This is a genomic window from Roseiflexus castenholzii DSM 13941, assembly GCF_000017805.1.
In the GTDB taxonomy this organism is placed as follows: domain Bacteria; phylum Chloroflexota; class Chloroflexia; order Chloroflexales; family Roseiflexaceae; genus Roseiflexus; species Roseiflexus castenholzii.
This window is the reverse complement of the sequence record NC_009767.1, coordinates 4,504,265-4,531,123: the sequence shown is the minus strand read 5'-3', so window position 1 is coordinate 4,531,123 and position 26,859 is coordinate 4,504,265. Positions and strand designations below refer to the sequence as shown.

21 protein-coding genes are annotated in these 26,859 nt (G+C 63.7%); 16 read left to right on the top strand and 5 right to left on the bottom strand.

Going from position 1 to position 26,859, the window contains the following annotated elements; translation table 11 throughout:
* The 7 genes from lysX to RCAS_RS17890 all read left to right on the top strand — a co-directional run bounded on the left by lysX (position 1) and on the right by RCAS_RS17890 (position 9,301).
* Positions 1-858, top strand: a complete 858-nt coding sequence (gene lysX / locus RCAS_RS17925; protein ID WP_012121942.1) for a lysine biosynthesis protein LysX — start codon at positions 1-3, stop codon at positions 856-858.
* Positions 855-1,901 carry an N-acetyl-gamma-glutamyl-phosphate reductase gene (gene argC, locus RCAS_RS17920; protein ID WP_012121941.1) on the top strand — a complete coding sequence of 349 codons (1,047 nt, stop codon included), beginning with the start codon at positions 855-857 and terminating at the stop codon, positions 1,899-1,901. Before lysX ends, argC begins: the two co-directional genes overlap by 4 nt.
* 849 nt (positions 1,902-2,750) lie before the next feature.
* Positions 2,751-4,256 (top strand): beta/alpha barrel domain-containing protein, encoded by a 1,506-nt coding sequence (locus tag RCAS_RS17915; RefSeq protein ID WP_041331044.1) that lies wholly within the window; start codon positions 2,751-2,753, stop codon positions 4,254-4,256.
* Positions 4,253-5,056, top strand: a complete 804-nt coding sequence (locus RCAS_RS17910) for a [LysW]-aminoadipate kinase (protein ID WP_012121939.1) — start codon at positions 4,253-4,255, stop codon at positions 5,054-5,056. Before RCAS_RS17915 ends, RCAS_RS17910 begins: the two co-directional genes overlap by 4 nt.
* 265 nt (positions 5,057-5,321) lie before the next feature.
* On the top strand, positions 5,322-6,680 hold the full coding sequence (locus RCAS_RS17905; RefSeq protein ID WP_012119472.1) for an IS701 family transposase: 1,359 nt from the start codon (positions 5,322-5,324) through the stop codon (positions 6,678-6,680).
* 88 nt (positions 6,681-6,768) lie between these two features.
* Positions 6,769-7,248: a transposase gene (locus tag RCAS_RS23465; protein WP_012121938.1), complete on the top strand. Its 480-nt coding sequence runs from the start codon at positions 6,769-6,771 to the stop codon at positions 7,246-7,248.
* A gap of 814 nt (positions 7,249-8,062) precedes the next feature.
* Complete coding sequence (locus tag RCAS_RS17890; RefSeq protein ID WP_012121936.1) at positions 8,063-9,301, top strand: MFS transporter; 1,239 nt, start codon at positions 8,063-8,065, stop codon at positions 9,299-9,301.
* Positions 9,302-9,426: 125 nt separating this feature from the next.
* On the opposite strand, the gene RCAS_RS17885 is transcribed toward RCAS_RS17890, so the two are convergent.
* Positions 9,427-9,939 (bottom strand): HugZ family pyridoxamine 5'-phosphate oxidase, encoded by a 513-nt coding sequence (locus RCAS_RS17885; RefSeq protein WP_012121935.1) that lies wholly within the window; start codon positions 9,937-9,939, stop codon positions 9,427-9,429.
* Between the two features lie 992 nt (positions 9,940-10,931).
* On the opposite strand from RCAS_RS17885, the gene RCAS_RS17880 reads away from it, so the two are divergent.
* Complete coding sequence (locus RCAS_RS17880) at positions 10,932-12,098, top strand: aspartate aminotransferase family protein (protein ID WP_012121934.1); 1,167 nt, start codon at positions 10,932-10,934, stop codon at positions 12,096-12,098.
* Positions 12,095-13,153, top strand: a complete 1,059-nt coding sequence (locus RCAS_RS17875; protein ID WP_012121933.1) for a [LysW]-lysine hydrolase — start codon at positions 12,095-12,097, stop codon at positions 13,151-13,153. Before RCAS_RS17880 ends, RCAS_RS17875 begins: the two co-directional genes overlap by 4 nt.
* Positions 13,154-13,156: 3 nt before the next feature.
* Here RCAS_RS17875 and RCAS_RS17870 read toward each other — a convergent pair whose 3' ends face one another.
* Entirely contained in the window at positions 13,157-13,780 is a 624-nt protein-coding gene (locus tag RCAS_RS17870; RefSeq protein ID WP_012121932.1) for a Uma2 family endonuclease, read from the bottom strand.
* A 150-nt stretch (positions 13,781-13,930) separates the two neighbouring features.
* Here RCAS_RS17870 and RCAS_RS17865 point away from each other — a divergent pair, with 150 nt between their 5' ends.
* From RCAS_RS17865 to RCAS_RS17845, 5 genes are all read left to right on the top strand, one after another.
* The gene (locus RCAS_RS17865; protein WP_041331041.1) at positions 13,931-14,716 is read left to right on the top strand and encodes a DeoR/GlpR family DNA-binding transcription regulator; all 786 of its coding nucleotides are present in this window, start codon (positions 13,931-13,933) and stop codon (positions 14,714-14,716) included.
* A 162-nt stretch (positions 14,717-14,878) separates the two neighbouring features.
* Complete coding sequence (locus RCAS_RS17860) at positions 14,879-15,202, top strand: L-rhamnose mutarotase (protein ID WP_012121930.1); 324 nt, start codon at positions 14,879-14,881, stop codon at positions 15,200-15,202.
* Between the two features lie 27 nt (positions 15,203-15,229).
* Positions 15,230-16,516: an L-rhamnose isomerase gene (locus RCAS_RS17855; RefSeq protein WP_012121929.1), complete on the top strand. Its 1,287-nt coding sequence runs from the start codon at positions 15,230-15,232 to the stop codon at positions 16,514-16,516.
* Positions 16,517-16,905: 389 nt separating this feature from the next.
* Positions 16,906-19,098 carry a bifunctional rhamnulose-1-phosphate aldolase/short-chain dehydrogenase gene (locus RCAS_RS17850; RefSeq protein ID WP_012121928.1) on the top strand — a complete coding sequence of 731 codons (2,193 nt, stop codon included), beginning with the start codon at positions 16,906-16,908 and terminating at the stop codon, positions 19,096-19,098.
* A 12-nt stretch (positions 19,099-19,110) separates the two neighbouring features.
* Positions 19,111-20,553, top strand: coding sequence for a rhamnulokinase (locus RCAS_RS17845; RefSeq protein ID WP_012121927.1), 1,443 nt, complete (start codon positions 19,111-19,113; stop codon positions 20,551-20,553).
* A gap of 1,416 nt (positions 20,554-21,969) precedes the next feature.
* Here the strand turns inward: RCAS_RS17845 and RCAS_RS17835 are convergent.
* The 3 genes from RCAS_RS17835 to RCAS_RS23455 are packed head-to-tail and all read right to left on the bottom strand — an operon-like array spanning position 21,970 to position 24,065.
* Complete coding sequence (locus RCAS_RS17835) at positions 21,970-22,299, bottom strand: SRPBCC family protein (protein ID WP_232280261.1); 330 nt, start codon at positions 22,297-22,299, stop codon at positions 21,970-21,972.
* Positions 22,233-22,787 (bottom strand): hypothetical protein, encoded by a 555-nt coding sequence (locus RCAS_RS26065; RefSeq protein ID WP_012121925.1) that lies wholly within the window; start codon positions 22,785-22,787, stop codon positions 22,233-22,235. Before RCAS_RS26065 ends, RCAS_RS17835 begins: the two co-directional genes overlap by 67 nt.
* Positions 22,788-22,847: 60 nt before the next feature.
* Positions 22,848-24,065 carry a CAP domain-containing protein gene (locus RCAS_RS23455; RefSeq protein WP_012121924.1) on the bottom strand — a complete coding sequence of 406 codons (1,218 nt, stop codon included), beginning with the start codon at positions 24,063-24,065 and terminating at the stop codon, positions 22,848-22,850.
* Between the two features lie 95 nt (positions 24,066-24,160).
* Here RCAS_RS23455 and RCAS_RS17820 point away from each other — a divergent pair, with 95 nt between their 5' ends.
* Complete coding sequence (locus RCAS_RS17820) at positions 24,161-25,933, top strand: ATP-dependent DNA ligase (RefSeq protein WP_232280056.1); 1,773 nt, start codon at positions 24,161-24,163, stop codon at positions 25,931-25,933.
* Entirely contained in the window at positions 25,930-26,823 is an 894-nt protein-coding gene (locus tag RCAS_RS17815; RefSeq protein WP_012121922.1) for a histone deacetylase family protein, read from the top strand. The genes RCAS_RS17820 and RCAS_RS17815 overlap by 4 nt, the downstream gene beginning before the upstream one ends.
* Positions 26,824-26,859: the final 36 nt, after the last annotated feature.

Genomic DNA, 26,859 nt, shown 5'->3' with positions numbered 1-26,859 from the left:
ATGCGAGTCGGCGTCCTCTGCTCGCGCATCCGCGTCGAGGAGAAACTGCTCTTTGCCGAACTGGAGCGACGCGGCGTTGCCTATGAACGCATCGACGACGATGATGTCATTTTCGACCTGAACGAAGGTCGCTACGAGTACGACGTCGTGCTCGAACGGAGCATCCACCACTCACGCGCACTCTATGCCCTCAAGGTGTTCAACGATGCCGGCGTGCCGACGGTCAATACCGCCTATGTCGCCGACATCTGCGGCGACAAATTCAAGACTACACAGGCGCTCATTCGCGCTGGCGTACCAACGCCGCGCACCCGCATGGCGTTCACTCCCGAATCGGCATTGCGCGCCATTGAGGACCTGGGTTATCCGGCGGTGCTCAAGCCCGCTATCGGCTCATGGGGGCGCCTGATCGCCAAGGTCAATGACCGTGAAGCGGCTGAGGCGCTGCTCGAGCACAAGCAGATTCTGGGATCGTACCACCATTCGATCTTCTACATTCAGGAATATATTCCCAAACCATACCGCCGCGACATTCGCGCCTTCGTCGTTGGTGATGAGTGTATTTGCGCCATCTACCGCACCAGTGACCACTGGATCACCAACACCGCGCGCGGCGGGCAGGCAACCGTTTGTCCCGTGACACCCGCGCTGGCGGACCTGTGCGTCAGCGCAGCATACGCCGTCGGCGGCGGCGTGGTCGCCATCGATGTGCTGGAAGCGCCCGACGGCAGGCTGCTGGTGAACGAAGTCAACTATACAATGGAGTTCCGCAACAGCATCGCGCCGACCGGTGTGGACATTCCGGCGCGCATCATTGATTACACCCTGGATGTCGCGCGGAAGGGGAGCGTCTCATGAGTGTGCGGGTCTCGATTGTTGGCGGCAGCGGATACGTCGGCGGCGAACTGCTGCGCCTGCTCCTGTTTCATCCGCAGGTCGTCGTTGCGCAGGCGACTTCCGAGCGACTGGCGGGCAAACCGATCACGACAGCGCACCCGAACCTGCGCGGCATTCCGGCAGCGCGTGAACTTCAGTTCACCTCGCAGGATCGACTGACGCCGTGCGATGTGCTGCTTCTGGCGCTTCCGCACGGCGACGCTGCGCGCGCTATCGACCATTTCGCGCGACTCGCGCCAAAGATCATCGACTGTTCCGCCGATTTTCGCCTGCGCGATCCGTCCGTTTATGCCCGCTGGTACGGTGAGCACCATCCTGCGCCACACTGGCTCGAACGCTTCGTCTACGGGCTGCCGGAACTCCACCGTGACGCTATCCGCAGCGCCAGTTACGTTAGTGGCGTCGGGTGCAACGCGACTGCCGCCATCCTGGCGCTGCTGCCACTGGCGCGCGCCGGTTTGATCGATCCGGGACGCGATGTGATCGTCGAGGTGAAGGTTGGCTCCTCGGAAGGAGGCGCACAACCGAATGAAGCGTCACACCACCCGGAGCGCAGTGGTGCAGTGCGCTCATTTGCGCCTGTTGGTCACCGCCACACCGCCGAAGTGATACAAGAACTCGGCGTCGAGCATGTCCACCTGTCGATCACCAGCGTCGAACTGGTGCGTGGCGCACTCGCCACCGCGCATGCCTTCGCCGGCGGAACGGTATGCGAGAAAGACCTGTGGCGCGCATTTCGCGCCACGTATGGCAGCGAACCATTCGTGCGCATCGTGCGCGAAAAACAGGGCGTTTACCGCATGCCGGAGCCGAAAATCCTGGCAGGCAGCAACTATGCCGATGTCGGGTTCGCCGTGGACGAGGAGACCGGACGGATCGTGTCGATCTGTGCGATTGACAACCTTATGAAAGGCGCCGCCGGAACCGCCGTGCAGTGCCTGAATCTGATGTGCGGCTTTGATGAGCGACTGGGGCTGGAGTTTCCGGGGTTGCACCCGATTTAGAGGTCAGGGTTTGATGCGAGGCGACCGTTGCCGCCAGACTCAAGGGCGGACAGCATACATGAGGGTATGCATGGCGTTGGGATGAGCCGGTTTTCCCTCACCCCCTGCCCCTCTCCCGCGCGGGAGCGGGAAGACCGGCGTCGCGCACGGTCGTCCTACGGTGGACGTGCCGGGTTCGCGCGGGGGTTCGGTCCGTCTAGAAACCCGCCGAATGCAGGGGCAGGGGGCGGGATGCGCGGCGCAATACGCCCGCTACGCGCGAACCTCCGCATGCAAGGGCAGGGGGGGCGGGATGCGCGGCGCAATACGCCCGCTACACGCGAACCTCCTCCGCATGCGGGGGCAGGGGTGAGACGGCGCAACGGACAGCAGATCGTCGCGCGCGAACCCCCCGCATGTGGGGGTAGGGGCACCATGCAATCGCCGAGAGAAATGGGGATGAAGCGAACCCCCCGCATGCGGGGGCAGGGGGGCGGGATGCGCGGCGCAATACGCCCGCTACGCGCGAACCCCCGCATGCGGGGGCAGGGGGGCGGGATGCGCGGCGCAATACGCCCGCTACGCGCGAACCCCCGCATGCGGGGGCAGGGGGCTGGCGCCGCGCGCGGCCGTCCCGCAGTGTGCGCGTGGGGGTTTGGTCCGCTCTTAGCGCAGCCAAAGGAAGGGATCGGGTATCCGCCAGGAGGAGGCAAGGGCAGGACACTATGCAGCGGGCAGCGGCAGGTGGCGACGGTCACCTGGGGTGAAGTTTGGGAAAAGCCTCCGAAATCGATAGGGTCGGCGGCGGAATGGTTTCGGCGCGCGCCAGCGCATGACGTCCCGCCGACCCAGAGCATCTCTCAGAGGAACATGTCACCAATACCAGATTTCTTACATAACGAAAACCCCGCGCAACCGCGTTACCACGAGGCGCTTGAACTGTTGGCGCTGTTCGATTATCTGAAAGCCATGCGCTGGGGAGTCTTCAGCATCCGCGAGTCGCTCCAGGCGGTCGGCGAATGCCGTGATGGGACGCTCCAGGGCTTTCACCTGACTGTTGATGAGGCGTGGGAAGCGGTACGCGGCATGGACTCGCTCGGTGTCGGAGTGATCGAGCTCCCGTCATTCCCTGCCAACCCGCCGGGTCAGGCGTTCAATCGTCGCCTGCTAGAACGTGCTGCGGCACACGGGCTGACGACGACCTTCGCCGCGCATGCGCGCTGTGTCGCTGCCGATATCCGCACTGCCGCCGAGACCGGCTTCCGTCGCCTGCACCTGTACATTGGCGTCAGCCCGATCAAACAGGCGACGGCGCACGCCAATGCCGTTCAACTCGCCGATAAAGCCTTCGACGCGATCCATCTGGCGCGTGACCTTGGCTTCGACTGCGTCCGCATCAGCACCGAAGACGCCTACCGCACTCCGCTCGACGATTATTGCGCGTTCTACGAGCGATTGCAGGAGCGGCTGACGAGCCACGGGCTGCACGTTGACGGCATCGGCATCCCCGATACCGTTGGCGTCGGCACGATTGACGACCTCGGCGATCGCATCGCGGTGCTGCGGCAGGTCGGCATCCGGTTTGTCTTTCTCGAATGCCATATTCACAACGACATCGGTCACTCCGACCGATTATATGTCGATACGCTGCTGCTGTGCATGCGGTTGGGGATCATGATGCTGCCCGATTTTTCAATCCTGGGGATTGGCGAGCGCAATGGCACGATTGGTCTCAGTTCGCTGATCGAAGCGATCTACCGGCGGTTGCTGCTCCTCTACCCGCGTTCAATGCCAGCGATCCGGCAGGCGGTGCGCGAGAAACTCGGTGTGCTGCCCGATGGCGAACTGTTCGTCAACCGCTACCGCGATCTCGACGCATTCTTCTACCGGATTCTGGCGCGCAGCGGCTTCGTGTTCGACCGTAGTCCGTTTTCGTCGAACACCGAGTACGACGGTTCGGGCGTGCACGCCGACACCACCCTGCGCGCGTTCCGTCTGGCGCGAGAGCAAGGATACGACGGGCAGCAGGCGATTGACCTCGGCAATAGCGCCTATGCCGGGGCGCTGCCGCCCTACGACATGCCGCTGCGCACGCCGGTGCTGGCATGCTTCGGTTGCGGCAAGAGCAATGTGCGCTTCTGGCGCGAACGGGAGCGTCTGGTCTTGCGTCGTCCCGAAGACATCCGTGCCCGCATCGTTCCGTATGCCGATGATCTCGCCGAAGACTCACACCACATTCCAACCGACGAAACGACTGCCGATGAACTCGCCGCGCGGTTGATCCGCTGCGCCAGTGTGCGCGAAGGCGGCATCAACCACCACCAGGCGATGGAGATTATCCGTCTCTTCTACCGATCTGCGGAGGCTTCCGAATGATTGTGGTCAAAGTTGGCGGCGGCGCCGGCATTGCCTACGATGCGCTCTGCGCCGATCTTGCAACCCTTACGCGCGCCGGTCAGCGGCTCGTGCTGGTGCATGGCGGCTCGCACGAAACCAATACCCTCGCCGAACGATTAGGACATCCGCCGCGTTTCGTCACCTCGCCGTCCGGTTATACCAGTCGCTATACCGACCGCGCGACGCTGGAACTCTTTCTGATGGCAACCGCCGGTAAGGTCAATAAGGTGATTGTCGAGCGCCTGCAACACCTCGGAGTAAACGCAATCGGTCTTTCCGGTCTCGATGGGCGTTTGCTCGAAGGGCAACGCAAGGCGGTCATCCGCATTGTCGAAGATGGCAAACAAAAGGTGCTGCGCGACGACTGGACCGGGACGGTCGAGAAAGTCAATACCCACCTGCTGACCCTGCTGCTGAACGCCGGGTTCTTGCCGGTGATCGCTCCAATTGCTGCCAGTGACGCTGGCGAAGCGCTCAACGTCGATGGCGACCGAGCGGCTGCGGCAATTGCGGCGGCGCTCGGCGCCAATACGTTGATCCTGCTGACCAATGTTCCTGGTTTGCTGCGTGCCTTTCCCGACGAAAGCACCCTCGTCCGGCACATTCCGCGCGCTGACATTGAGGAATATCTGCCGCTGGCACAGGGACGGATGAAGAAAAAAATCCTGGGTGCGTCCGAGGCGCTGGCGCAAGGAGTAGGACGGGTTATCCTCGGCGATGCGCGTGTCGCCGAACCGATCACGCGCGCGCTTGCAGGCGAAGGCACCGTCATCGTATGATGCCAATGACCGGTGACCATCCGGCATGGTCACCCCGAGCAGAGCGAGGGGTCTTGCGCGACCCGCTCAGATTCCTCGCTGCGTTTACCCTGAGCGAAGCGAAGGGCTCGGAATGACACGAATGCGGCATCGTCAAGTGTCATTGGTATGACACGCTAGAGTGCGAGTTTGCTGGTATTTTAGCTCGACTTTATCCATTCGGTAGACGAAAAACGGGAGGCAGGGTACGCTTGGCTAGAACCCAACTACCACGAAGGGGCCAGCCATGCGCAACCTGCCACGAGCGATTATACCGGTCCTCCGCAAGTTCGAGTTGCTGTTTAGCGAGCGTGTATGGGAATGGGCGAAGATACTGCTCATCGGCGCCATCCTAGCCCCCGGCAAGCGCACGGTCACTTCGGCGCTGCGGGTGATGGGGCTGAGCGACGATGCGCAATTCCAGAACTACCATCGCGTCCTCAACCGCGCCGTCTGGTCGCCCTACGCCGCCAGCCGCATCCTGCTGCGCCTGCTCGTCGACGCCTTCGTTCCGTCCGATACGGCTATCGTGCTCGGCCTCGACGACCATATCGAGCGCCGGCGCGGGGCCAAGATCAAGGCCAAGGGGATCTACCGCGACCCTGTCCGCTCGTCGCGCTCGTTCTTCGTCAAGACCAGCGGCCTGCGCTGGTTGTGTCTGATGCTGCTCGCCCCCATCCCTTGGGCCCAGCGTGTTTGGGCCTTGCCCTTTCTGACCGTCCTGGCGCCCTCCGAGCGCTGCCATCAGGAGCTCGGCAAGCGCCACAAACAGCTCACCGACTGGGCGCGTCAGATCATCTTCCAAGTCCGTCAGTGGCTGCCCGAGCGCGTGCTGGTCGTTGTGGCCGACAGCAGCTACGCCGCGCTCGAACTGCTTGCCGCCTGCCAGGGCTTGCCCAACCCCGTTACCGTGGTCACGCGCTTGCGCTTGGATGCGGCCTTGTACGACACGGCGTACGTGCACCCAGCAGGGCGACCCGGTCGGCCGCGCAAGAAAGGCGCACGGCAGCCGACCCTGGAGCAGCGGCTCAGCGACCCGACCACAGACTGGCAGCACACGAGCGTGCGTTGGTATGGCGGAACGACGCGAACGGTGCGGCTGGCATCGGCAACGGCGGTCTGGTATCACAGTGGCTTGCCGCCGGTGAGCATTCGCTGGGTGCTCATTACCGACCCCGATGGGAAGTTTGAGGCCCAGGCGCTGCTGAGCACGAACCCGGCGGCTACCCCCAAGGAGATTGTGGAGTGGTTCGTGATGCGCTGGCAGGTGGAGGTCACGTTCGAGGAAGCGCGAGCACACTTGGGCATCGAGACCCAGCGCCAGTGGTCGGACCTGGCGATCCTGCGTACGACACCGGTGCTGTTGGGGTTGTTCTCGCTCGTGACGCTGTTCGCCCATCACCTACTCCAAGCAGGCGAGTTGCCCGTGAGGCAGGCGGCCTGGTACACCAAGGCGCTGCCGACCTTCAGCGACACACTGGCCTTCGTCCGCAAGCAGCTCTGGCCGGTCACCATTTCTTGGATGTCGCCTGCGGAAGCCGACATGGTCAAAATCCCGAAGTCGTTACTTGTTCGCCTGACTGATGCGCTCGCCTATGCTGCGTGAGCGGCACAGATGGATAAAGTCGAGTTTAGAAGTTATCTCAAAAATGGTCAGATTCAATCTCGAAAGCCGCTGAGATCGAGGTGGAGCGATGGACGTGACCGACGAGCAATGGGCTGTTGTCGGGCCGCTCATCCCCAGGATTCCCAGACTGCCCGATGGACGCGGGCGGTCCCGCGTGGATGATCGAGGTGGGTTGAACGGCATGCGGTGGATCCTGCGCACGGGCGCTCCCTGGAACGACCGGACTGATCAGGACTCCTCGGCAGGGATCAACGCGGTGGTTGTGGCGGGCATCACGGGCGCTCCCTGGAACGACCGGACCGATCAGGACTCCTCGGCAGGGATCAACGCGGTGGTTGCGGCGGGCATCACGGGCGCTCCCTGGAACGACCGGACCGATCAGGACTCCTCGGCAGGGATCAACGCGGTGGTTGCGGCGGGCATCACGGGTGCTCCCTGGAACGACCGGACCGATCAGGACTCCTCGGCAGGGATCAACGCGGTGGTTGCGGCGGGCATCACGGGCGCTCCCTGGAACGACTGGACCGATCAGGACCCTTCATCCTAGACCTGCCACCGGCGGTTCCAGGAATGGGTGCGGACCGGCGTTTGGGAGCGCCTCCTCCGGGCACTGGCGCAGGACCTCAAAAGCACGCGGACGACCGGACCTGATTGAGTGCTTCATCGACGGCGCCTGAGTTATGGCAACAACAGGGTTCCAGGGGTGGGAACGGCCAGGCGGGGTACAGGTTCGAAGGTCATGGCCGTGGCGGGCGGCGCCAGTTTTCCGGTCGCCGTCCGGGTGACCAATGCTTCGCCACATGACACCACGCTCGTCGCAGCCACCCTCGAAGGCCGGTTTCTCGACGAGGTTCCCCGGTGATTGATCGGTAACCGGTCCTTCGGCAGCGATCCCTTGGATGAGCGCCTGATGATTCAGGGCACAGCGATGATCGCACCAAGCCGCGCACCCAGGACGGGCGACCGCTGCGTCGTGACAGGCGCCGCTGGAAGGTTGTATGACACGCTGGCGCCGGGCGCGTCGCCGAACCGCTCGCGCACGCACCGGCAGGCGAGGGCGCCGTCAGGTATGAGACGCTCGAATGCGAGTTTGCTAGCATCGTAGCATATTGGGGTTGTATGACACGCTGGCGCCGGGCGCGTCGCCGAACCGCGCGCGCACGCACCGGCAGGCGAAGGCGCTGTCAGGTATGACACGCTCGAATGCGAGTTTGCCAGCATCGTAGCATATTGGAGTTGTATGACACCCTGGCGCCGGGCGCGTCGCCGAACCGCGCGTGCACGCACCGGCAGGCGAAGGCGCCGTCAGGTATGAGACGCTCGAATGCGAGTTTGCTAGCATTGTAGCATATTGGAGTTGTATGACACGCTGGCAACGTACCCTCTTCATTCTGGTCGCTGCGCAACTGGTATCGGCTATCGGTTTCGGGATGTTCTTCCCGTTCCTGCCGCTCTACGTCGAGCAACTGGGAACAAACACCGGCTTGAGTCTTGAGTTCTGGGCCGGTATGGTCTTCTCCGGTCAGGCGCTCACCATGGCGATCACGTCGCCGATCTGGGGATCGCTGGCGGATCGCTATGGTCGCAAGGCGATGATCGAACGCGCCATGTACGGCGGCGCGGCGATCATTCTGTTGATGGGATTCGCTCGCTCGGCGGAAGAACTGGCGCTGTTGCGCACGATCCAGGGCGCGATCACCGGCACGATTGCGGCGATCAACGCGCTTGCTGCTTCGCTCGTGCCACGTGAGCGCACCGGCTACGCCATGGGGATGTTGCAGGTTGGGCTATGGGCTGGCATTGCCGCTGGACCATTGCTCGGCGGGATCGTTGCCGATGCGTTTGGCTTTCGCGCGGCGTTTCTTGTCACATCGGTCCTGCTGCTCATCTCCGGCGTCGTCGTTACGTTTGGCGTCCAGGAGCACTTCACGTCGCCGCCGAAAGGCGTGAAGCGACCCGGCATCCTCAACGATTGGCGGCGCATCCTGGCGCTGCCAGCCGTCCCTGCCGCTTATGCGACGCGCTTCCTCAACTGGCTGGGACCGAACATGCTGTTGCCGATGCTGCCGCTCTACGTCGCGTCGCTCATGCGCGGCGGTGCAGGGGTCAGCACCCTGACCGGTGTGATTGTCGGGCTTTCATCGGCTGCTGGCACGGTCAGCGCACTCTATCTGGGGCGCCTGGGCGACCGTATCGGGCATCGGCGGGTATTGCTCGCGGGCACGCTGGTTGCGGCGCTTTGCTTTGTTCCGCAGGCGTTCGTCACTGCCGGATGGCAGTTGCTCATCCTTCAAGCGTTGACCGGAGCGGCGACCGGCGGGATGAATCCGGCGCTCAGTGCGTTGCTGGCGCGCTACACCAACGAAGGAGACGAAGGAGCAGTGTTTGGCATTGACAACTCCGTGAATTCTGCTGCGCGCGCCGCCGCGCCCTTGTGCGGCGCCATGATCGCCGCATGGTTCGGATTGCCTGCCATCTTCATCGCAACAGCCCTGGTGCTGCTGGGCGCGGCGGCGCTGGTCTTCCGCCGCCTGCCGGAGCGAACGGTTGCGTCGTCGGTTGTGTCGGCAGTTCAGCCATGCGAGCACACGCAGAGGTGACCGGTGCGCCGCGCGCGCGGACGGAACCGGGTTGAGCAACGGGCAGGCGGGGGGCGCGCCGCGCGCGGACGGAAACACCCGTGCTGAGGGCGTGAGTCGAGGGTGCGGCAGCGCCCTTCGTGCGTTCAGCCCGACGCTTCACCGTTGGACGGGGGCGGGTCATTCACGACCGCCGCCTGCCGCAGATGATCGACCGTCAGCGTGTATGCGCGCGCGAAACCACCGACATACCGGGCGCCGCTGGCGGTGAAACGGTAGAGGTTGAAATCGGCAAAATCAAAGAACATGGCTGCTGCCGGATGTCGCTCCAGGTATCGCGCGCGTCCGGTTGCATGCTCCGGCGCGTCTTTCGCCACCAACGTCACCGTGCCGCTCAACGTGATGCGCGCCAGGGTCTGCACATCCTCAACTTCGGCGGTTTCCGGCTCGGCGATCAGCAACGCGGCGCGTGAGTCGATGCGCAGGTGGCGGGTGTGCGGCGAAAGGTCGCTCAGGTGCAGCAGATAATTGCACAGGTCGTCTTCTGCGGCATAAGCGACGAGCGATACAAAGGGCGCTCCATCGGCGAGCGTTCCCAGCGAAGCAACGCGCTGACCTCGCAAGAGACGCGCAACGAGCGGAAGTTCTTCCCGGAGCATACGTGTTCTCCCGGCAATTTTCAGGTATGATACAGAAACCTTGCAAGCATTCCGACAACCCGGCGCCTTGTGTCATACCAATGACCGATGACCATCCGGCATGGTCACCCCGAGCAGCGCGAGAGGTCTGGCGTGACCCGCTTCGATTCCTCGCTGCGCTCGGAATGACACGTCGCTGCGCTCGGAATGACACGTCGCTGCGCTCGGAATGACACGCATGCGGCATCTTCCATGGACCGGTGACCATCCGGCATGGTCACCCCGAGCAGCGCGAGAGGTCTGGCGCGACCCGCTTCGATTCCTCGCTGCGCTCGGAATGACCCGTCGCTGCGCTCGGAATGACACGTCGCTGCGCTCGGAATGACACGCATGCGGCATCTTCCATGGACCGGTGATCATCCGGCATGGTCACCCCGAGCAGCGCGAGAGGTCTGGCGTGACCCGCTTAGATTCCTCGCTGCGCTCGGAATGACCAGTCGCTGCGCTCGGAATGACACGCATGCGGCATCTTCCATGGACCGGTGACCATCCGGCATGGTCACCCCGAGCAGCGCGAGAGGTCTGGCGCGACCCGCTTAGATTCCTCGCTGCGCTCGGAATGACACGTCGCTGCGCTCGGAATGACACGTCGCTGCGCTCGGAATGACACGCATGCGGCATCTTCCATGGACCGGTGATCATCCGGCATGGTCACCCCGAGCCGCGCGAGAGGTCTGGCGCGACCCGCTTAGATTCCTCGCTGCGCTCGGAATGACACGTCGCTGCGCTCGGAATGACCAGTCGCTACGCTCGGAAGAACACGCATGCGGCATCTTCAATCGTCATTGGTATCACTCTACCTTTGTGTGAGCTCTCAATCGCTATATCTTGATGAGCCTCCACAAAGGTCCAAAAGTTCCGCATATGAAACCACCGATGCTGGCTTGTCGTTACTTATTGGCAGGCATTTGCTCGCCACTCTGGAACTGGAAGATAATCAGGAGACAACGACAATGCAATCGATACGTGAGTCTATCATATCCACCGAGTCTGCGTATACATCCGGCGTTTATCCCAAGCGGCAGGCGGCGATTGTGCGTGGTGAAGGTGCGCTCCTCTGGGATGCCGATGGTCGTGTGTACATCGATTGCGTCGGCGGGCAGGGCGCCGCCAACCTGGGGCACGCTCATCCCGCCGTGGTCGCGGCTATCCGCGAACAGGCAGAGCGCCTGATCAGTTGCCCGGAGATTTTCTACAACGACCAGCGCGCCGCCTATCTCGCCGAACTCGCCGCTGCGCTCCCTTTCGCCGCCAGAATCTTCCTGTGCAATTCAGGCGCGGAGGCAATCGAAGGCGCAATTAAAATCGCGCGCTTGAAAACCGGGCGCACCGGGATTGTCGCGGCAGTGCGCGGTTTCCATGGTCGCACCATGGGCGCGCTCTCCGCCACGTTCGAGCCGAAGTACCGCGAGCCGTTCATGCCGCTCGTGCCCGACTTTACGCACGTGCCGTACAACAATGTCACGGCGCTCGATGCAGCAGTCACCGACCGCACCGCAGCCGTTATCCTGGAACCGGTGCAGGGCGAAGGCGGCGTCCATCCCGCTGCGCCAGGCTACCTTGCGGATGTCGAGCGGATCTGCTGCGAACGTGGCGCGCTCTTGATCATCGACGAAGTGCAGACCGGCTTCGGGCGGACGGGGACGCTGTTCGCCATCGAACGTCACGGGATTACACCCGCAATCCTCTGCCTGGCGAAGTCGATCGCTGGCGGATTACCGATGGGCGCCATCGCTATCAATACTACCCTCGGACCGTTGCCGCCGGGTAGCCACGGAACGACCTTCGGCGGATCGCCGCTGGTCTGCGCTGCCGCCCGCGCCGCGCTGCGCGCCATACGCGACGAGGAGTTGCCGCGCCAGGCTGCCGAAAAAGGCGCCTATGCTCTCGAACGCCTGGCGGCGCTGCGCCTTCCGCGTATTCGCGCGGTTCGCGGGCAAGGACTGCTGATCGGCATCGAATTGAAAGAGCGGGTGCAACCATTTCTGGTTGCGCTGATGGAGCGCGGTGTGCTGGCGTTGCCCGCCGGTCCGAATGTGCTACGGTTATTGCCTCCGCTCGTTATCACCTGCGAGCAGATCGACACGGTCGTTGCCGCGATTGCTGAGGTGCTGGCATGACTCTCGATCCTGTCGCGCTGCTGACCCGCATGCTGGAGATTCCGTCTGTCTCCACCCACGAAGCCGAACTGGCGCGCGTTCTGGCGGCGGAAATGGCGCGTCTGGGGTTCGAGAGTTTTGTCGATGAAGCCGGGAATGCCATCGGCATCGTTGGCGAAGGTCCCGATGTGGCGCTTTTGGGGCACATCGACACGGTTCCCGGTGCAATACCGGTGCGTATCGAGGACGGCAAACTTTACGGTCGTGGCGCGGTCGATGCCAAAGGACCATTCGCGGCATTCATCTGTGCGGCGGCGCGTCTGGCGGTGTCAGGAACGCGGCTACCCTTCCGCCTTGTGCTGATCGGCGCTGTGGAAGAAGAAGCCGCTTCGTCGAAGGGCGCGCGCTATGCCGCTGGGCGCTACCATCCGGTCGCTTGCATTATCGGCGAACCGAGCGGTTGGGACCGCATCACGCTCGGTTACAAGGGTCGTCTGCTGGTCGATGGAGTCTGGGAACAGCCGATGAGCCACAGCGCCGGACGCGAGACCTCGGCTGCCGAACGGGCGGTTGCGTTCTGGAACGACGTGGCTGCCCATTGCGCAGCGTACAACCAGGGGCGCGAGCGCCTGTTCGATCAATTGCTCCCTTCGTTGCGCTCTATCTGGAGCCAGAGCGACGGCCTGACCGAGCGGGCGGAACTGACGATTGGTGTGCGCCTGCCGCCTGACGTTCCGCCTGAGACGCTGTCATCCGTCATTGCAGAGCGTTCCCACGGCGGCGTGTTGCGCTTCCGCGACCTCTGCCCGGCATACCAGGCGGAGAAAAACACCCCGCTGGCGCGCGCGTTTCTCAAGGGCATTCGCGCGGCGGGCGGAACGCCGGGCTTCCTGCTGAAAACCGGCACCTCCGACATGAACATTGTCGGACCGGTCTGGGGCTGCCCTATCCTCGCCTATGGACCGGGCGATTCAAGCCTGGATCACACCCCGAATGAGCATATCGTGATCGAGGAATACCTGCGCGCTATCGAGGTGCTGGAGCATGCGCTGCGGCGGTTGGAGATTGGCGGGTGACTGTTACAGCGTCGTATCTGGCGCATCAGCAAAGAGCGTCGTCACCAGCAGCGACAGGTCGGGCAGGCGGGTCAGGCGAAGGGTTTGGGGGGCGTCGTACACGACAGGCGCGCCATAAGCGTCTTTCTCAAGGCGATACACGGTTGCGGTGCGCTGCGCCGGGTCGATTTCCATATACTCCGCGACGCCGGCGCGAGCGTAGGCGGCGCGTTTCTGCGCCATCGCCTCAGCGCTGTTGCCCGGCGAAAGCACTTCGATCACCAGGTCGGGCGCGCCGTGGATACGGCGATCACGCACCAGCGCGGCGACTCGTTCCGCGCGGATGAAGAGGAAATCGGGCTGCACTGCGTCGTGCGGCGACAAAATGACGCCAATAGGCGCAGTGAACCAGATGCCGAGTCCGCGTGCTTGTGCGGGGATTCCGATCAATTCAATACACCTGCCGACAATCCACTGATGGAATGCGCTTGGAGCCGTCGTCATACCCAGGGTTCCTGCAATGATTTCGTAGCGGTTGCCGTCGTCGGGCAGGCGCTCCCACCACTCGACCGTCCAGCGTCCTTGCGGTGGTCCTGGCAATGCGTGGTCGAGCAACAGCGGCGCGACGGTGGTGATTTCGAGGGTCATACACGTCCTCCATAGTGTGCGGCGCCTGTCATCATTATACCGCACGTATCACCGCCATAATCGAAAAAACCCGAAAACACTTGACAAAAATCGAAAACCACACTATACTGCCTCAACTTTTCCGCATACCATGTTGTCATGCACAAGCCCATGACCGATCATAGTGCCGAAGCGCTTCCGCCCGAAGTGCGGCGCGACCAGATCATGGCGCTGCTTCAGCGCCACGGGCAGATCTCGGTCAAATGGTGCGCCGAACAGTTGGGCGTCTCCGAGGTGACGATTCGCAGCGATTTTGCGCTGCTCGAACGGGAGGGCATGCTGCGGCGCATATGGGGCGGCGCCGTGCTCGACCGGCCATTGTGGCCGGAGGGGAGTTTTGCCTCGCGTCTGAAGGTGCGCGTGGAAGAAAAGGAGCGCATCGCGCGCGCTGCGGCGCGCCTGATCAACGACGGTGATACGGTCATGCTCGACGCCAGTACGACCGCCTATGCCATTGCCCGGCAGATCGCCGACCGGCGCAACCTCACCGTCATCACCAACGGCATGCACCTTGCCCTGTCGCTTGGCGCTCATCCTTCCATCACCACGATTGTTATCGGTGGTCAGGTGCGCGGTGACACTGGTTCGCTGACCGGCACGCTGGCGGAGGAGATGTTGCAGCGTCTGCACGCCGACAAAGGGTTTTTCTCGGCGCGTGGATTGACCCTGGCAAAGGGACTGACCGAAAGTTCCATCCCGGAAGGATTGCTCAAGGCGGCGATGGTGCGTCACGTTGATCAAGTCATTGCCGTGCTCGACAGCAGCAAACTAGGGGTCAGTTCACTGACGAGTTTCTGCCCGGTCGAGGCGATCCACCGACTGATCACGGCTGGAGCGGATGCTGCTGAACGGAGCGCTCCGTTCGGCGATCTCTTTCCTGTAATGATTGCGGGGTAATACCAATGACGATTGACGATGCCGCATGCGTGTCATTCCGAGCCCTTCGCCTCGCTCAGGGTAAACTCAGCGCGGAATCGGCGCGGGTCGCGCACGACCCCGCGCGCTGCGCGGGGTGACCATGCCGGATGGTCACCGGTCATTGGTATAAGGAGCCTTATCATGAAACGCGTCGGTTTCACCCTCAAAGTCAAGCCGGAACTCATCGACGAGTACAAAGCCCATCATGCGAACGTCTGGCCCGAGATGCTCGACGCGCTGCGACGGCACGGCTGGCGGAACTACACCCTCTTTATACGCCATGACGGGCTGCTCTTCGGGTACGTGGAAGTGCCCGAGAGTTTCGAGAAGGCGCTGGCAGGCATGGCGACGGAAGAGGTCAATGCGCGCTGGCAGGCGATGATGGCGCCATACTTCGAGAACCTGAGCGGCGCCTATGCCGATCAGAGCATGGTCGAATTGGAAGAAGTTTTCCATTTGGATTAAGCCTGTCATCTCGCCGGGGAGGCGCATATGACGTTCACGACACCGACTCCACCGCAGATCGAAGCCGCCTATGCCGTCGCGCGCGAGCGCTACGCGGCGCTGGGCGTCGATACCGAGGCGGCAATGGCGACTCTGGCGGCGGTCAGCATCAGTCTGCACTGCTGGCAGGGGGACGATGTCGGCGGCTTCGAGAACCCTGGCGCTCCGCTCGAAGGCGGGATCGCCGCCACCGGCAACTATCCGGGCAAGGCGCGCAACGCCGACGAACTGCGCAGCGATCTCGATCTGGTCTACCGATTGCTGCCCGGTCGCCATCGGCTCAACCTCCATGCGATCTACGCCGAAACGGGCGGCGCAAAGGTTGGGCGCGACGAATTGCGCCCCGAGCACTTCGCCGCGTGGCTCGATTGGGCAAAGGCAGGCGGGCACGGAATTGACTTTAACCCGACATGTTTCTCCCATCCGCTGGCAGCCGATGGACTGACCCTTGCCCATCCCGATCCGGCGATTCGCCGCTTCTGGATCGATCACTGCATTGCCTGTCGGCGCATCGGCGCGCATTTTGGTCGGGCGCTGGGTACGCCGTGCATCACGAATATCTGGATTCCAGACGGCATGAAAGATACTCCGGTTGATCGGCTGGGACCACGTCAGCGTCTGCGTGAATCGCTTGACACAATCCTGGCGGAGCCGCTCGATCCGGCGCACAACTGTGATGCGGTGGAAGCCAAACTCTTCGGTATCGGCTCGGAAAGTTACGTCGTTGGCTCGCACGAGTTCTACCTGGGGTACGCCATCAATCGACCGGGTTTGATCCTCTGCCTGGATACCGGTCATTTCCATCCGACCGAACTCGTCTCCGACAAGATTTCGTCCGTTCTGCTCTATGTGCGTGACATTCTGTTGCACGTCAGTCGTGGCGTGCGCTGGGATAGCGATCACGTCGTGACGTTGAGCGACGAGACGCAGGCGATCATGCAGGAGGTCGTGCGTGGCGGGTTTCTGCCGCGCACCCACATCGGGCTGGACTTCTTCGATGCCAGCATCAACCGGATTGCTGCCTGGACAATCGGCGCGCGCAATGCGCTGCGCGCTCTGCTGCTGGCGCTCCTCGAACCAACCGACCGGCTGCGCGAACTGGAGTTGATCGGTGATACGACGGCGCGCCTCGCTCTGCTCGAAGAGTTGAAAGGCATGCCGTGGGGAGCGGTCTGGGATGTCTATTGCTACCGCCACGATGTGCCGGTGGGCGCGAGTTTTCTGAACGAGGTGCGCCGGTATGAAGCCGACGTGCTTGCAGCGCGGCGTCCGTGATGTGTCATTCACCACAAAGGCGCAAAGGCGTGTGTGGTGCGCTGTGACGTTTTCTATCAGATGGAAGCTCCGGAGGGACTTGCACGATCTCAGTCAGGGCTTATAACAGTAAGAAATAGTTCGGTAGTGCTGGGGTGTTGCGGGCTGAGCTCGTGAAAGCCCCTGCGGGGCTTCCACGTACTGAGCGAGGGCTTTAGCCCGCTCAGAGGAGGTGCGGCTCGGCAGCACAGGTATATCAGCACTGAGCGTTGGCTTCGACAGGCTCAGCCAACGCTCACCTATGACGAGAACCGCGATAATCCGTCGGAATCCGTTTCGATCCGTCTCTATCTGTGTTCCATTTCAACTCATGCTCAAGCGATAGATGCCCTCAGGAGCAGGAGATCACCATGAGCGCCAACCCATCGCGATTCCGCCACGTTCATGACGGCTGGGACGACGCCTGTGCCGCGACGCTCGATCCGGTCGGGCGGCTGGTCTATCGTTCTAACCTGCTGGGCAGCGATCAGCGCATCACCAATACCGGCGGCGGCAACACATCGGCGAAGATCATGGAACGTGATCCGTTGACCGGCGAGTCGGTCGAGGTCTTGTGGGTCAAGGGGTCCGGCGGCGACCTGCGCACGAGTACGCGGGCGAACTTTGCTTCGCTCGATCTGAAAAAACTCTTCACGCTGCGCTCGATCTACCTGCGCGATCCGTTGCGCGGGCCGAAGAGCGCCGCCGAAGATGCAATGGTCAATCTCTATCCGCACTGCACGTTCAACCTGAATCCGCGTGCTTCTTCGATTGATACGCCGCTCCACGCCTTCATTCCCTACCGCCACGTCGATCACATGCATCCGAATGCGGTGATCGCCATCGCTGCTGCGCGCAACGGCGAGCGCCTGACCCGCGCGATCTATGGTGATGAAGTGATCTGGACGCCCTGGCAGCGTCCCGGTTTCGATCTCGGACTGACGCTCGAACGCATTTGCCGCGAGCATCCGCAGGCGCATGGGGTGATCCTGGGCGGGCATGGGTTGATCAACTGGGCTGATGATGACCGGGAGTGCTACGAGCGTACCCTCGATCTGATCGAGCGCGCCGCCACGTACATCGAGGAGCGCGACCGCGGCGCTGCAACGTTCGGCGGACCGAAGTGCGAAGCGTTGCCGTTCGACCGCCGACGCGCGGCATTTGCGACCATTCTGCCCTGGCTGCGCGGTCAGATCAGTCGGGAGCGACGGTTCATTGCGACGATTCAGGACGATGACGCCACGCTGCGCTTTGTCAACAGCGTCGATGCGCCGCGTCTGGCGGAACTGGGAACCAGTTGCCCCGACCATTTCCTGCGCACAAAAATCAAGCCGCTCTATGTCGATTGGCATCCGCACAACGAAACGCTCGACGACCTGAAGCGCAAACTGTCGGATGGGCTGGAACGGTATCGCGCCGATTACACGCGCTACTACGAGACCTTCCGCCATAGCGACTCGCCGCCGATGCGCGATCCCAACCCGACGGTCGTTCTGATCCCTGGTTTGGGCATGATCGCCTGGGGCAAGGACAAGAGCGAGTCGCGGGTCACGGCGGAGTTCTACACCGCTGCCATCGAGGTGATGCGCGGCGCCGAAGCGATTGATGAGTATGTCGCGCTACCGCTGCAAGAGGCGTTCGATATCGAATACTGGCAATTGGAAGAGGCGAAACTGCGCCGGATGCCGCCGGAGAAAGAACTGGCGCGGCAGGTGATCGCCGTCATTGGCAGCGGCAGCGGCATTGGGCGCGAGGTCGCGCTACGCCTCGCCGATGAGGGCGCCCACGTGGTGTGCGTCGATAAGGACGAAGCCGCCGCCAGTGCAACCGCGCAGATGATTATCGACCGGCACGGCATGGGCATCGGCGTGGCGGGTAGTGACATTTCCGCCTGCGGACCGGCGATCAACCTGGCTGCCGACATTACGGATCGCGACAGTGTGCGCCGTATGGTGCAGCACCTTCTCCTCGCCTACGGCGGACTCGATGCGGTTGCGATCACGGCGGGCATCTTCGTGGCGCCCGATGTGGAAGGACGCATCCGTGATGATCAGTGGGCGCTCACCTTCGCAATCAATGTTACCGGGCAGTATATCGTCGCCGATGAAGCCGCAGCGATCTGGCGCGCGCAGGGGTTGCCCGCCAGCCTGGTGCTGACTACCTCGGTCAATGCGGTGGTGGCGAAAAAGGGTTCGCTGGCATACGATACAAGCAAAGCTGCCGCCAACCATCTTGTGCGCGAACTGGCGATCGATCTTGCCCCGCTGGTGCGGGTCAACGGTGTCGCGCCGGCGACGGTTGTGCAAGGGAGCAGCATGTTCCCCCGCGAGCGGGTGATAGCATCGCTCACCAAGTACGGCATTCCCTTCAAGCCGGATGAACCGACCGGGGCGTTGACGGCGAAACTGGCGCAGTTTTACGCCGACCGATCGCTGCTCAAGCGACCCGTGACGCCGACCGATCAGGCGGAAGCCTTCTTCCTCTTGCTCAGCCGGCGACTGGGACAGACAACCGGCCAGATCATCACGGTGGACGGCGGGTTGCACGAAGCATTCCTGCGGTGATGAGGAACGGCTATGCGTGACTATGCGCACATTCTGGCGGTTGATATCGGCGCGTCCAGCGGTCGGGTGATGCTCGGACGCTGGGATGGAAGCCACATTGCGCTGGAAGAGGTTCATCGCTTCGCCAACGGCATGTTGGAGCGCGATGGTCATCTGGTTTGGGATGTCAACCGGCTCTGGCGCGAGATTCAGACCGGAGTGCGACGCTACGCAACCTGGGAGAACCAGGCGCTGCTCGTCAGCATCGGCATCGATACGTGGGCTGTCGATTACGCGCTGCTCGATGAACGCGGCGCGCTGATCGGCGACCCCTACGCCTACCGCGACCCGCGCAACGAGGGAATAGCCGAACTGGTCGATGCCATCATTCCGCCGGAAGAACTGTATGAGCGCACTGGCTTGCAGCGCCTCCCGTTCAATACCCTGTACCAGTTGTATGCCGAACGCGACGGTTCTCGCCTGGCAGCGGCGGCGACGTTACTGCTCATGCCCGATCTCTTTCATTTCTGGTTGACCGGAACGCGGGTCGCGGAGTACACCAACGCCACGACAACCATGGTTCTCGACGCGCGCCAGCGCGCATGGGCGATTGATCTGCTTGAGCGTCTGGGGTTGCCGACGCACATCCTCCCGCCGCTGATCATGCCGGGGTCGCGCCTTGGTCCATTGCTGCCGGAAGTCCAGAACGCTGTGGGACTGCACCGTCCAATTGAGGTCATCGCCGTTGGAACCCACGACACCGCCAGCGCCGTGGCGGGCATTCCGGGTCTCGATGCGCACAGCGCCTACATCAGCAGCGGAACGTGGAGTCTGGTTGGTGTCGAACGCACGGAACCGCTGATCAGCGCCGAGGCGCGCCAACTGAATGTCACGAACGAGGGTGGCGTCTACGGCGCCATCCGCCTGCTGAAAAACGTGAGTGGGCTATGGCTGTTGCAGGAGTGCCAGCGGCGCTGGAATGAAGAAGGACGCCGGTTGACCTGGGACGACATTATTGCGCAGGCTGAGGCGGCGCCGCCGTTGCGCTCCCTGATCGACCCGGACGCGCCGGAGTTTCTGGCAGTCGGCGACATGCCCGCGCGCATCCGCGACTACTGCCGCCGCACCGGTCAATCGGTTCCTGAGACGGTCGGCGAAATTGCGCGGTGCTGTCTGGAGAGTCTGGCGCTGCGTTACCAACAGGTGATCGAGGCGCTGGAGCGACTGACCGGTCAACCGATCACGACTGTGCGAATCGTCGGCGGGGGCAGCCAGAACACGCTGCTCTGTCAGTTGACCGCCGACGCCTGCCGGCGCACCGTCGTCGCCGGTCCGACCGAGAGCACGGCGCTGGGAAACATTCTGGTTCAGGCGATTACGATGGGTTATTTTCCCGATCTTACCACCGCGCGTCAGGTAGCGGCGGCGTCGGCGCCGCAGCGGGTGTACACGCCACGCGAAGGCGCTGCACAATAGACATCATCTCCATGTCATGTCGCCGCTGCTGGAGCGCGTGGTATGATATCCGGCGAGTTGTTTTTATACCAATGACGATTAACGATGCCGCATGCGTGTCATTCCGAGCCCTTCGCTTCGCTCAGGGTAAACGCAGCGCGGAATCTGACCGCGCGCAGCGCGGAATCGGCGCGGGTCGCGCGGGACGAGGCGCGAGGCGCGAGGCGCGAGGGGCGAGGGGCGAGGCGCGCGGGGAGAGGGGCGAGGCGCGCGGGGAGAGGGGCGAGGCGCGAGGCGAGAGGCGAGAGGCGAGAGGCGAGAGGGGCGAGGCGAGAGGCGCGAGGCGAGAGGCGTGAGGAGCGTTACACCTGCCAACGTTGAACGTGGTAAGGTTGCACGTAGGGGCGTGGCGGCGCTACGTCCACGGTGAACACGAGGCGGAACATCCTTCGTGCCGCTTCGTGTCCTTCGTGGACGATCCAGCGAACGAGGCGTGAGGGGTGAGACGCGAGGAGCGAGGCGTGAGGCGAGAGGGGCGAGGCGAGAGGCGAGAGGGGCGAGGCGCGAGGCGTGAGGAGCGTTACACCTGCCAACGTTGAACGTGGTAAGGTTGCAAGTAGGGGCGTGGCGGCGCTACGTCCACGGTGAACACGAGGCGGAACATCCTTCGTGCCGCTTCGTGTCCTTCGTGGACGATCCAGCGAACGAGGCGTGAGGGGTGAGACGCGAGGAGCGAGGCGTGAGGCGAGAGGGGCGAGGCGAGAGGCGAGAGGGGCGAGGCGCGAGGCGTGAGGAGCGTTACACCTGCCAACGTTGAACGTGGTAAGGTTGCACGTAGGGGCGTGGCGGCGCTACGTCCACGGTGAACACGAGTTGGAACATCCTTCGTGCCGCTTCGTGTCCTTCGTGGACGATCCAGCGAACGAGGCGTGAGGGGTGAGACGCGAGGAGCGAGGCGTGAGGCGAGAGGGGCGAGGCGAGAGGCGAGAGGGGCGAGGCGCGAGGCGTGAGGAGCGTTACACCTGCCAACGTTGAACGTGGTAAGGTTGCACGTAGGGGCGTGGCGGCGCTACGTCCACGGTGAACACGAGTTGGAACATCCTTCGTGCCGCTTCGTGTCCTTCGTGGACGATCCAGCGAACGAGGCGTGAGGGGTGAGACGCGAGGAGCGAGGCGTGAGGCGAGAGGCGCGAGGCGAGAGGCGTGAGGGGCGAGGCGCGAGGGGCGAGGGGCGAGGGGCGAGGGGCGAGGCGCGGGGCGATACCAATGACGATTGAAGGTGCCGCCTTCGTGTCATTCCGCGCGCAGCGACGGGTCATTCCGAGCCCTTCGCTTCGCTCAGGGTAAACGCAGCGAGGAATCTGACCGCGCGCAGCGCGGAATCGGCGCGGGTCGCGCACGACCCCTCGCGCGGCTCGGGGTGACCATGCCGGATGGTCACCGGTCATTGGTATTACCGTTACATCGCCGTCGTAGGCGGTCAACCGTCCGCGCAGCAGCGCAACTGGCGCGCCATTCCTTGCTCTGGGTCAGGTAGCCGCGTCGAATCGGCGTGCGCTGAATCTGATGCACCGCCGCATCGGAGATCGCAACGCCGCCGGTGCGCCATCCCTCGCGCGCAGCAGTTTGCTCCCACTCGGCGACGAACGCAGCGTGGGCATGCTCCCCGTTGCGCGTGTCGAGCGCCCGACCGTAGGACATCACTGAGCAGAACTCCGGGTGGGTGTGACTGCAATGATAACACGCGAAAAAGTTCTCGGCGACAATCTTCCAGTTTGCGGCGATGACATGGCGAACGTGAAAAGCCGGTTGTGTCTGTGCCAGTTCATAGCCTCGACGCGCTCATGTCCATACATCATCTTTGCGCGCCAGGCTTCGACGGCGAGGGCGTCGAGCGCCGGGTCGCGCGTCAAGGGGCGTCCGACGGCGCACTGCACGGCGGCGAACGCCGCGTCGTGATAACGCGCGTCGGGCATGCGCGCCTCGATGAAGTTGGCGGGAGCGTCCGGCGGGGGGCCGCCATCGGCGCGGGACGCCGCGACCGGCACGGCGGCGGGGCGCGCGATCGGCGGCTGTCCGCCGACGAACGGGGCGGGCGTCGCGGCGACGACCGGCGCGTTCGGGTCGCCGAGGGGCGACCCGCTCGTCGCCTGCGGACGAAGCAGCCACGCCGCCGCTATCGCCGCGATGGCGGCGGGGATGACCACGAAGGTCAGCAAGGTCAGGCGATTGCGTTGCAGGATGAGACGAACCATGCATCCTCCGTTGTGGTGCGAGGGGGACGCGCTGCGCAGCGCGCCCCTGACGAATAACGATCAGGGACTGCGACCGGTGACGACGACCGCGCCCCAGCGGTAAAAGACGATTCCTACGTCAGTTTGCGTCGAGTCGGCGAGCCGGTTATGACTGAAGTTCCCGGAGCAGGGCGCCCCCGCTGCGCCGTACTCCATGATACGCCGCGCGACCTCATCGGCGGACGCGCCGCCGAAGGACGCATCGAGTCCGCAGGGGAGCTGCACCGGGTCATAGGGACAGGTGACGTTGTGCCGCGTGGTGACGCTGCCTCCATACCCGGCGTCGCGCGCCCAGTCGTCGAGGGTGAGCGGACCGTGCGATGGAAGGGTCCCGCAGACGTTTCGGGCGGTCAGGTCGTCGGCGACGCGGCGGGCGACGGCGTTGAGCGCGGCGTTGAGGGTCAACGGCGGCGCGCCGCGCTCGGCGCGCAGCGCGTTGATGCGCGCCAGGAGCGCCGCGACCACCTCGCCTTCCGGCGGAGGCGGATCGTAGCCGAGCATCGCCGGGATGGCGACGCGGCGGCCGGCGGACGGACCGACGAGCACCGGCGCGACGCCGACGCCGATCACGGTGCTGTCAGGGTTCATGAGGTCGTTCCAGTGCGGCGGGCTGGTGCGGTAAATCTTCACCGCATCGGCGGCGTCGACGGCGGCGCCCAGCGCAACCTCGCCCGACCACCAGGGATAGCCGGCGTCGCGCGCGCGCGAGGCGGGCGTTGAGCCGTCCGAGCCGATGTGACTGACTGTGCCGCGCGCGGCGAGGTCGTAGGCCAGGCGGCGCGCGGCTTGGGTCAGGCGCGGCTCTTCGCGCAGGGCGCGGCGACCGAGGGCGGCGCGCTCCAGGTTGATCAGGCGAATAAACTCAAGTTCGATGTCGCGGCGCGCCGGGGGATACGGCTCCGGGCGCGCGATGAGCGGCAGATAGACGGTGAGCGGCGCGCTCTGCGGCGCGGCGACCGGGTCCGCCGGCGAGGTCGGAAACGCCGACGGCGCGGCGGGCGGCGTCACCGGCGGAGTTGGGAACGCAAGCGGCGCGGCGGGCGGCGTCGCTGGCGGAGTCGGAAACGCCAATGGAACAGCGACCGAATCATCAGACGGAGTCGGGAACGCCAACGTCGAAGTCGGAAACGCCAGCGGCGCGGCGGGCGTGGGACGGACGCGCGCTGCGGCGTCGAGCGAGAGGCTCAGAAAGGCGGCGAGACCCAGAATGACGACGATGCGAACCGGCAATGTGGGCATGATGCGACGCCTCCAAGAATCAACCTGCTCCATGATATGGTTTATATGGTTTCATTATAGCGCACGACAGTTTCCATTCTGCAACCAGACGCCGTATGCGCCGGTCACGCACAACACAACGGCGTTCGCGCTGGCGAAGCCGTGGCGTGACGATCCAGGTCACAGAGAAGAGCGCAGCCGTTCCAGAAGCCGCAGCATGGACGGACAGCGCCCACTTCGAGTATCATGGCGCTATGCGACACTTTGCCCAACTGTACACCGATCTCGATGAGACCACCAGAACCGGCGCGAAGGTCGAGGCGCTGATGCGCTATTTTGAGCGCGCAGAACCGGCTGACGCTGCCTGGGCGATCTTCTTCCTCATTGGTCGGCGCGTGCGTCAGGCTGTGCCGTTGCCGACGCTCCGCGCCTGGGCGGTCGAGGCGGCCGGCATTCCCGACTGGCTCCTTGGCGAGTGCTACGACGCCGTCGGCGACTTTGCCGAGACGGTCGCGCTGTTGCTGCCGGAACCCGGCGAGTGGTCGGTGGATGTGGACCGGTCGGTTCTGTCGTTTGAAGGTCCGCAGCCGCTCCATCGCTGGGTCGAGGATGTTCTGATCCCGCTGCGTGATCGGGAGGAGGCAGTGCAGCGCGCGATTGTGCGTGCTGTATGGGCGACCCTTGGCGGAACCGAGCGTTTTGTCTGGAACAAATTGATCACCGGCGCATTTCGGGTTGGCGTCTCACAACAACTGGTTGTGCGGGCGTTGGCGCGCGCCAGCGGTACGGACCCTGCTGCAATTGCGCACCGCCTGATGGGTGAATGGCAACCGTCCGCCGCCTTCTACCGGGCGCTGCTGGCGCGCGAGACTGCCGACGCCGATGTGAGTCGTCCATATCCCTTCTGCCTGGCACACCCGCTCGATGATCCGCCCGAAACGTTGGGATCAATCGACGAATGGCAGGCGGAATGGAAGTGGGACGGCATCCGCATCCGGTTGATCCGCCGCGCCGGGCAAACCTTTCTCTGGTCGCGCGGCGAAGAACTGATGACCGACCGTTTCCCCGAAATTGCGGCAAGTGGCGCACTTCTCCCTGATGGCATCGTCATCGACGGCGAGGTTCTGCCGTGGAAACATGGCACGGTGTTGCCTTTCGCGCAGTTGCAGCGCCGGATCGGGCGCAAGAACCTGACACGCGCCGTTCTCGACGAAGCGCCGGCCACGCTCCTGGCATACGACCTGATCGAACTCAATGGCGTCGATGTGCGTCACCAACCGCTGGAGTGGCGAAGAACAGAACTGGAGCGCCTGATTGCGACCTGTGCGCCGGATAGTCAGGCGCTGCTGCTCTCGCCGGTGATTGTTGCTGCCGATTGGGACGACCTGGCGGCGCAGTGGGCCACCTCGCGTGCGCGCAATGTCGAAGGTCTGATGCTCAAACGACGCAATTCGCCCTACCGCGTCGGTCGGGTGCGCGGCGACTGGTGGAAGTGGAAAGTCGCCCCCTACACCATTGATGCAGTGCTGATCTACGCGCAGCGCGGCAGCGGTAAGCGCGCCAGCCTCTACACCGACTACACCTTCGCCGTGTGGGACGGCGACCGGTTGACGCCGTTCGCCAAAGCGTATTCGGGACTGACCGACGACGAGATCCGCGAAGTGGACGCCTTCGTAAGACGAAATACCGTGGAAAAGTTTGGACCGGTGCGCACCGTGACGCCAGCACTGGTCTTTGAGCTGGCATTCGAGGGCGTCCAGCGCTCGAACCGCCATAAATCGGGGATTGCCGTGCGTTTCCCGCGCATTCTGCGCTGGCGGCGCGACAAGCGCCCGGCTGACGCCGATACGTTGGAACGGGTGCGCGCCCTGCTGCCAGAGGAATCATGAAACTCTTCTACTCCGACTCCTTCGTTCTTCCGCTTCCCGAAGGACACCGTTTCCCCATCGCCAAATACGCCTTGCTGCGCGAGCGGGCGGCGGCTGAGGGTTTGGGTGACCTGATTCTCCCCGAAGCCGCTGATGACCGCACTCTTCTGCGCGCGCACACCGCCGATTACCTGCATCGCATAAAAACCGGCGCCATAAGCGACCGCGAGATGCGCCAGATCGGATTTCCCTGGTCGCCGCACCTCATCGAGCGCTCGCGGCGCTCGGTCGGAGCGACGATTGCCGCCTGTCGCGCAGCGTTGAGTGGCGACGGCTTCGCGGCAAACCTGGCAGGCGGCACCCACCACGCCTTTGCCGATCATGGCGAAGGGTACTGCGTCTTCAACGACAGCGTGATCGCAGCGCGCGCTATGCAGGCGGAAGGTCGCGTCCGGCGGGTTGTTATCATCGATTGTGATGTGCACCAGGGGAACGGAATCGCCGCCATCCTCACCGGTGACGACACCATCTTCTCGTTTTCCATCCATGGTTCCAGGAACTACCCGTTCCGCAAAGAGCGCAGTGACCTCGATATTGCTCTGGAGGACGGGACCGGCGACACAGGGTATCTGGCGGCGCTGGAAACGGGGTTGCGCCAGGCTGTCGAACGTAGTCGCGCCGACCTGGCGATCTACCTGGCGGGCGCCGATCCCTATGAGCACGATCGGCTTGGTCGCCTGAGCCTGACGAAAGCCGGTCTGCTGGAGCGTGACCGGATGGTGTTCGAGGTCTGTCGGAACGCCGGCATCCCGGTCGCAATCACGATGGCTGGCGGGTATGCCCGCGCGATTGCCGACACCGTAGACATTCATGCCGCCACACTGCGCCTGGCGGCTTCGATGAGCGGTTGATCCGCAGCAGCGAAAGCGGGAAGCAATGGATATTGG

Bases quoted from the DNA above. Each gene is read 5' to 3' on its own strand.
- RCAS_RS17860 (WP_012121930.1), top strand. From the start codon at position 14,879: ATGAAACGCGTCGGTTTCACCCTCAAAGTCAAGCCGGAACTCATCGAC.
- RCAS_RS17865 (WP_041331041.1), top strand. From the start codon at position 13,931: ATGACCGATCATAGTGCCGAAGCGCTTCCGCCCGAAGTGCGGCGCGAC.
- RCAS_RS17850 (WP_012121928.1), top strand. From the start codon at position 16,906: ATGAGCGCCAACCCATCGCGATTCCGCCACGTTCATGACGGCTGGGAC.
- argC (WP_012121941.1), top strand. From the start codon at position 855: ATGAGTGTGCGGGTCTCGATTGTTGGCGGCAGCGGATACGTCGGCGGC.
- RCAS_RS17820 (WP_232280056.1), top strand. From the start codon at position 24,161: ATGCGCCGGTCACGCACAACACAACGGCGTTCGCGCTGGCGAAGCCGT.
- RCAS_RS17910 (WP_012121939.1), top strand. From the start codon at position 4,253: ATGATTGTGGTCAAAGTTGGCGGCGGCGCCGGCATTGCCTACGATGCG.
- RCAS_RS17905 (WP_012119472.1), top strand. From the start codon at position 5,322: ATGCGCAACCTGCCACGAGCGATTATACCGGTCCTCCGCAAGTTCGAG.
- RCAS_RS17915 (WP_041331044.1), top strand. From the start codon at position 2,751: ATGTCACCAATACCAGATTTCTTACATAACGAAAACCCCGCGCAACCG.
- RCAS_RS23465 (WP_012121938.1), top strand. From the start codon at position 6,769: ATGGACGTGACCGACGAGCAATGGGCTGTTGTCGGGCCGCTCATCCCC.
- lysX (WP_012121942.1), top strand. From the start codon at position 1: ATGCGAGTCGGCGTCCTCTGCTCGCGCATCCGCGTCGAGGAGAAACTG.
- RCAS_RS17890 (WP_012121936.1), top strand. From the start codon at position 8,063: ATGACACGCTGGCAACGTACCCTCTTCATTCTGGTCGCTGCGCAACTG.
- RCAS_RS17870 (WP_012121932.1), bottom strand. From the start codon at position 13,780: ATGACCCTCGAAATCACCACCGTCGCGCCGCTGTTGCTCGACCACGCA.
- RCAS_RS17880 (WP_012121934.1), top strand. From the start codon at position 10,932: ATGCAATCGATACGTGAGTCTATCATATCCACCGAGTCTGCGTATACA.
- RCAS_RS17875 (WP_012121933.1), top strand. From the start codon at position 12,095: ATGACTCTCGATCCTGTCGCGCTGCTGACCCGCATGCTGGAGATTCCG.
- RCAS_RS17845 (WP_012121927.1), top strand. From the start codon at position 19,111: ATGCGTGACTATGCGCACATTCTGGCGGTTGATATCGGCGCGTCCAGC.
- RCAS_RS26065 (WP_012121925.1), bottom strand. From the start codon at position 22,787: ATGGTTCGTCTCATCCTGCAACGCAATCGCCTGACCTTGCTGACCTTC.
- RCAS_RS17885 (WP_012121935.1), bottom strand. From the start codon at position 9,939: ATGCTCCGGGAAGAACTTCCGCTCGTTGCGCGTCTCTTGCGAGGTCAG.
- RCAS_RS17855 (WP_012121929.1), top strand. From the start codon at position 15,230: ATGACGTTCACGACACCGACTCCACCGCAGATCGAAGCCGCCTATGCC.
- RCAS_RS23455 (WP_012121924.1), bottom strand. From the start codon at position 24,065: ATGCCCACATTGCCGGTTCGCATCGTCGTCATTCTGGGTCTCGCCGCC.
- RCAS_RS17815 (WP_012121922.1), top strand. From the start codon at position 25,930: ATGAAACTCTTCTACTCCGACTCCTTCGTTCTTCCGCTTCCCGAAGGA.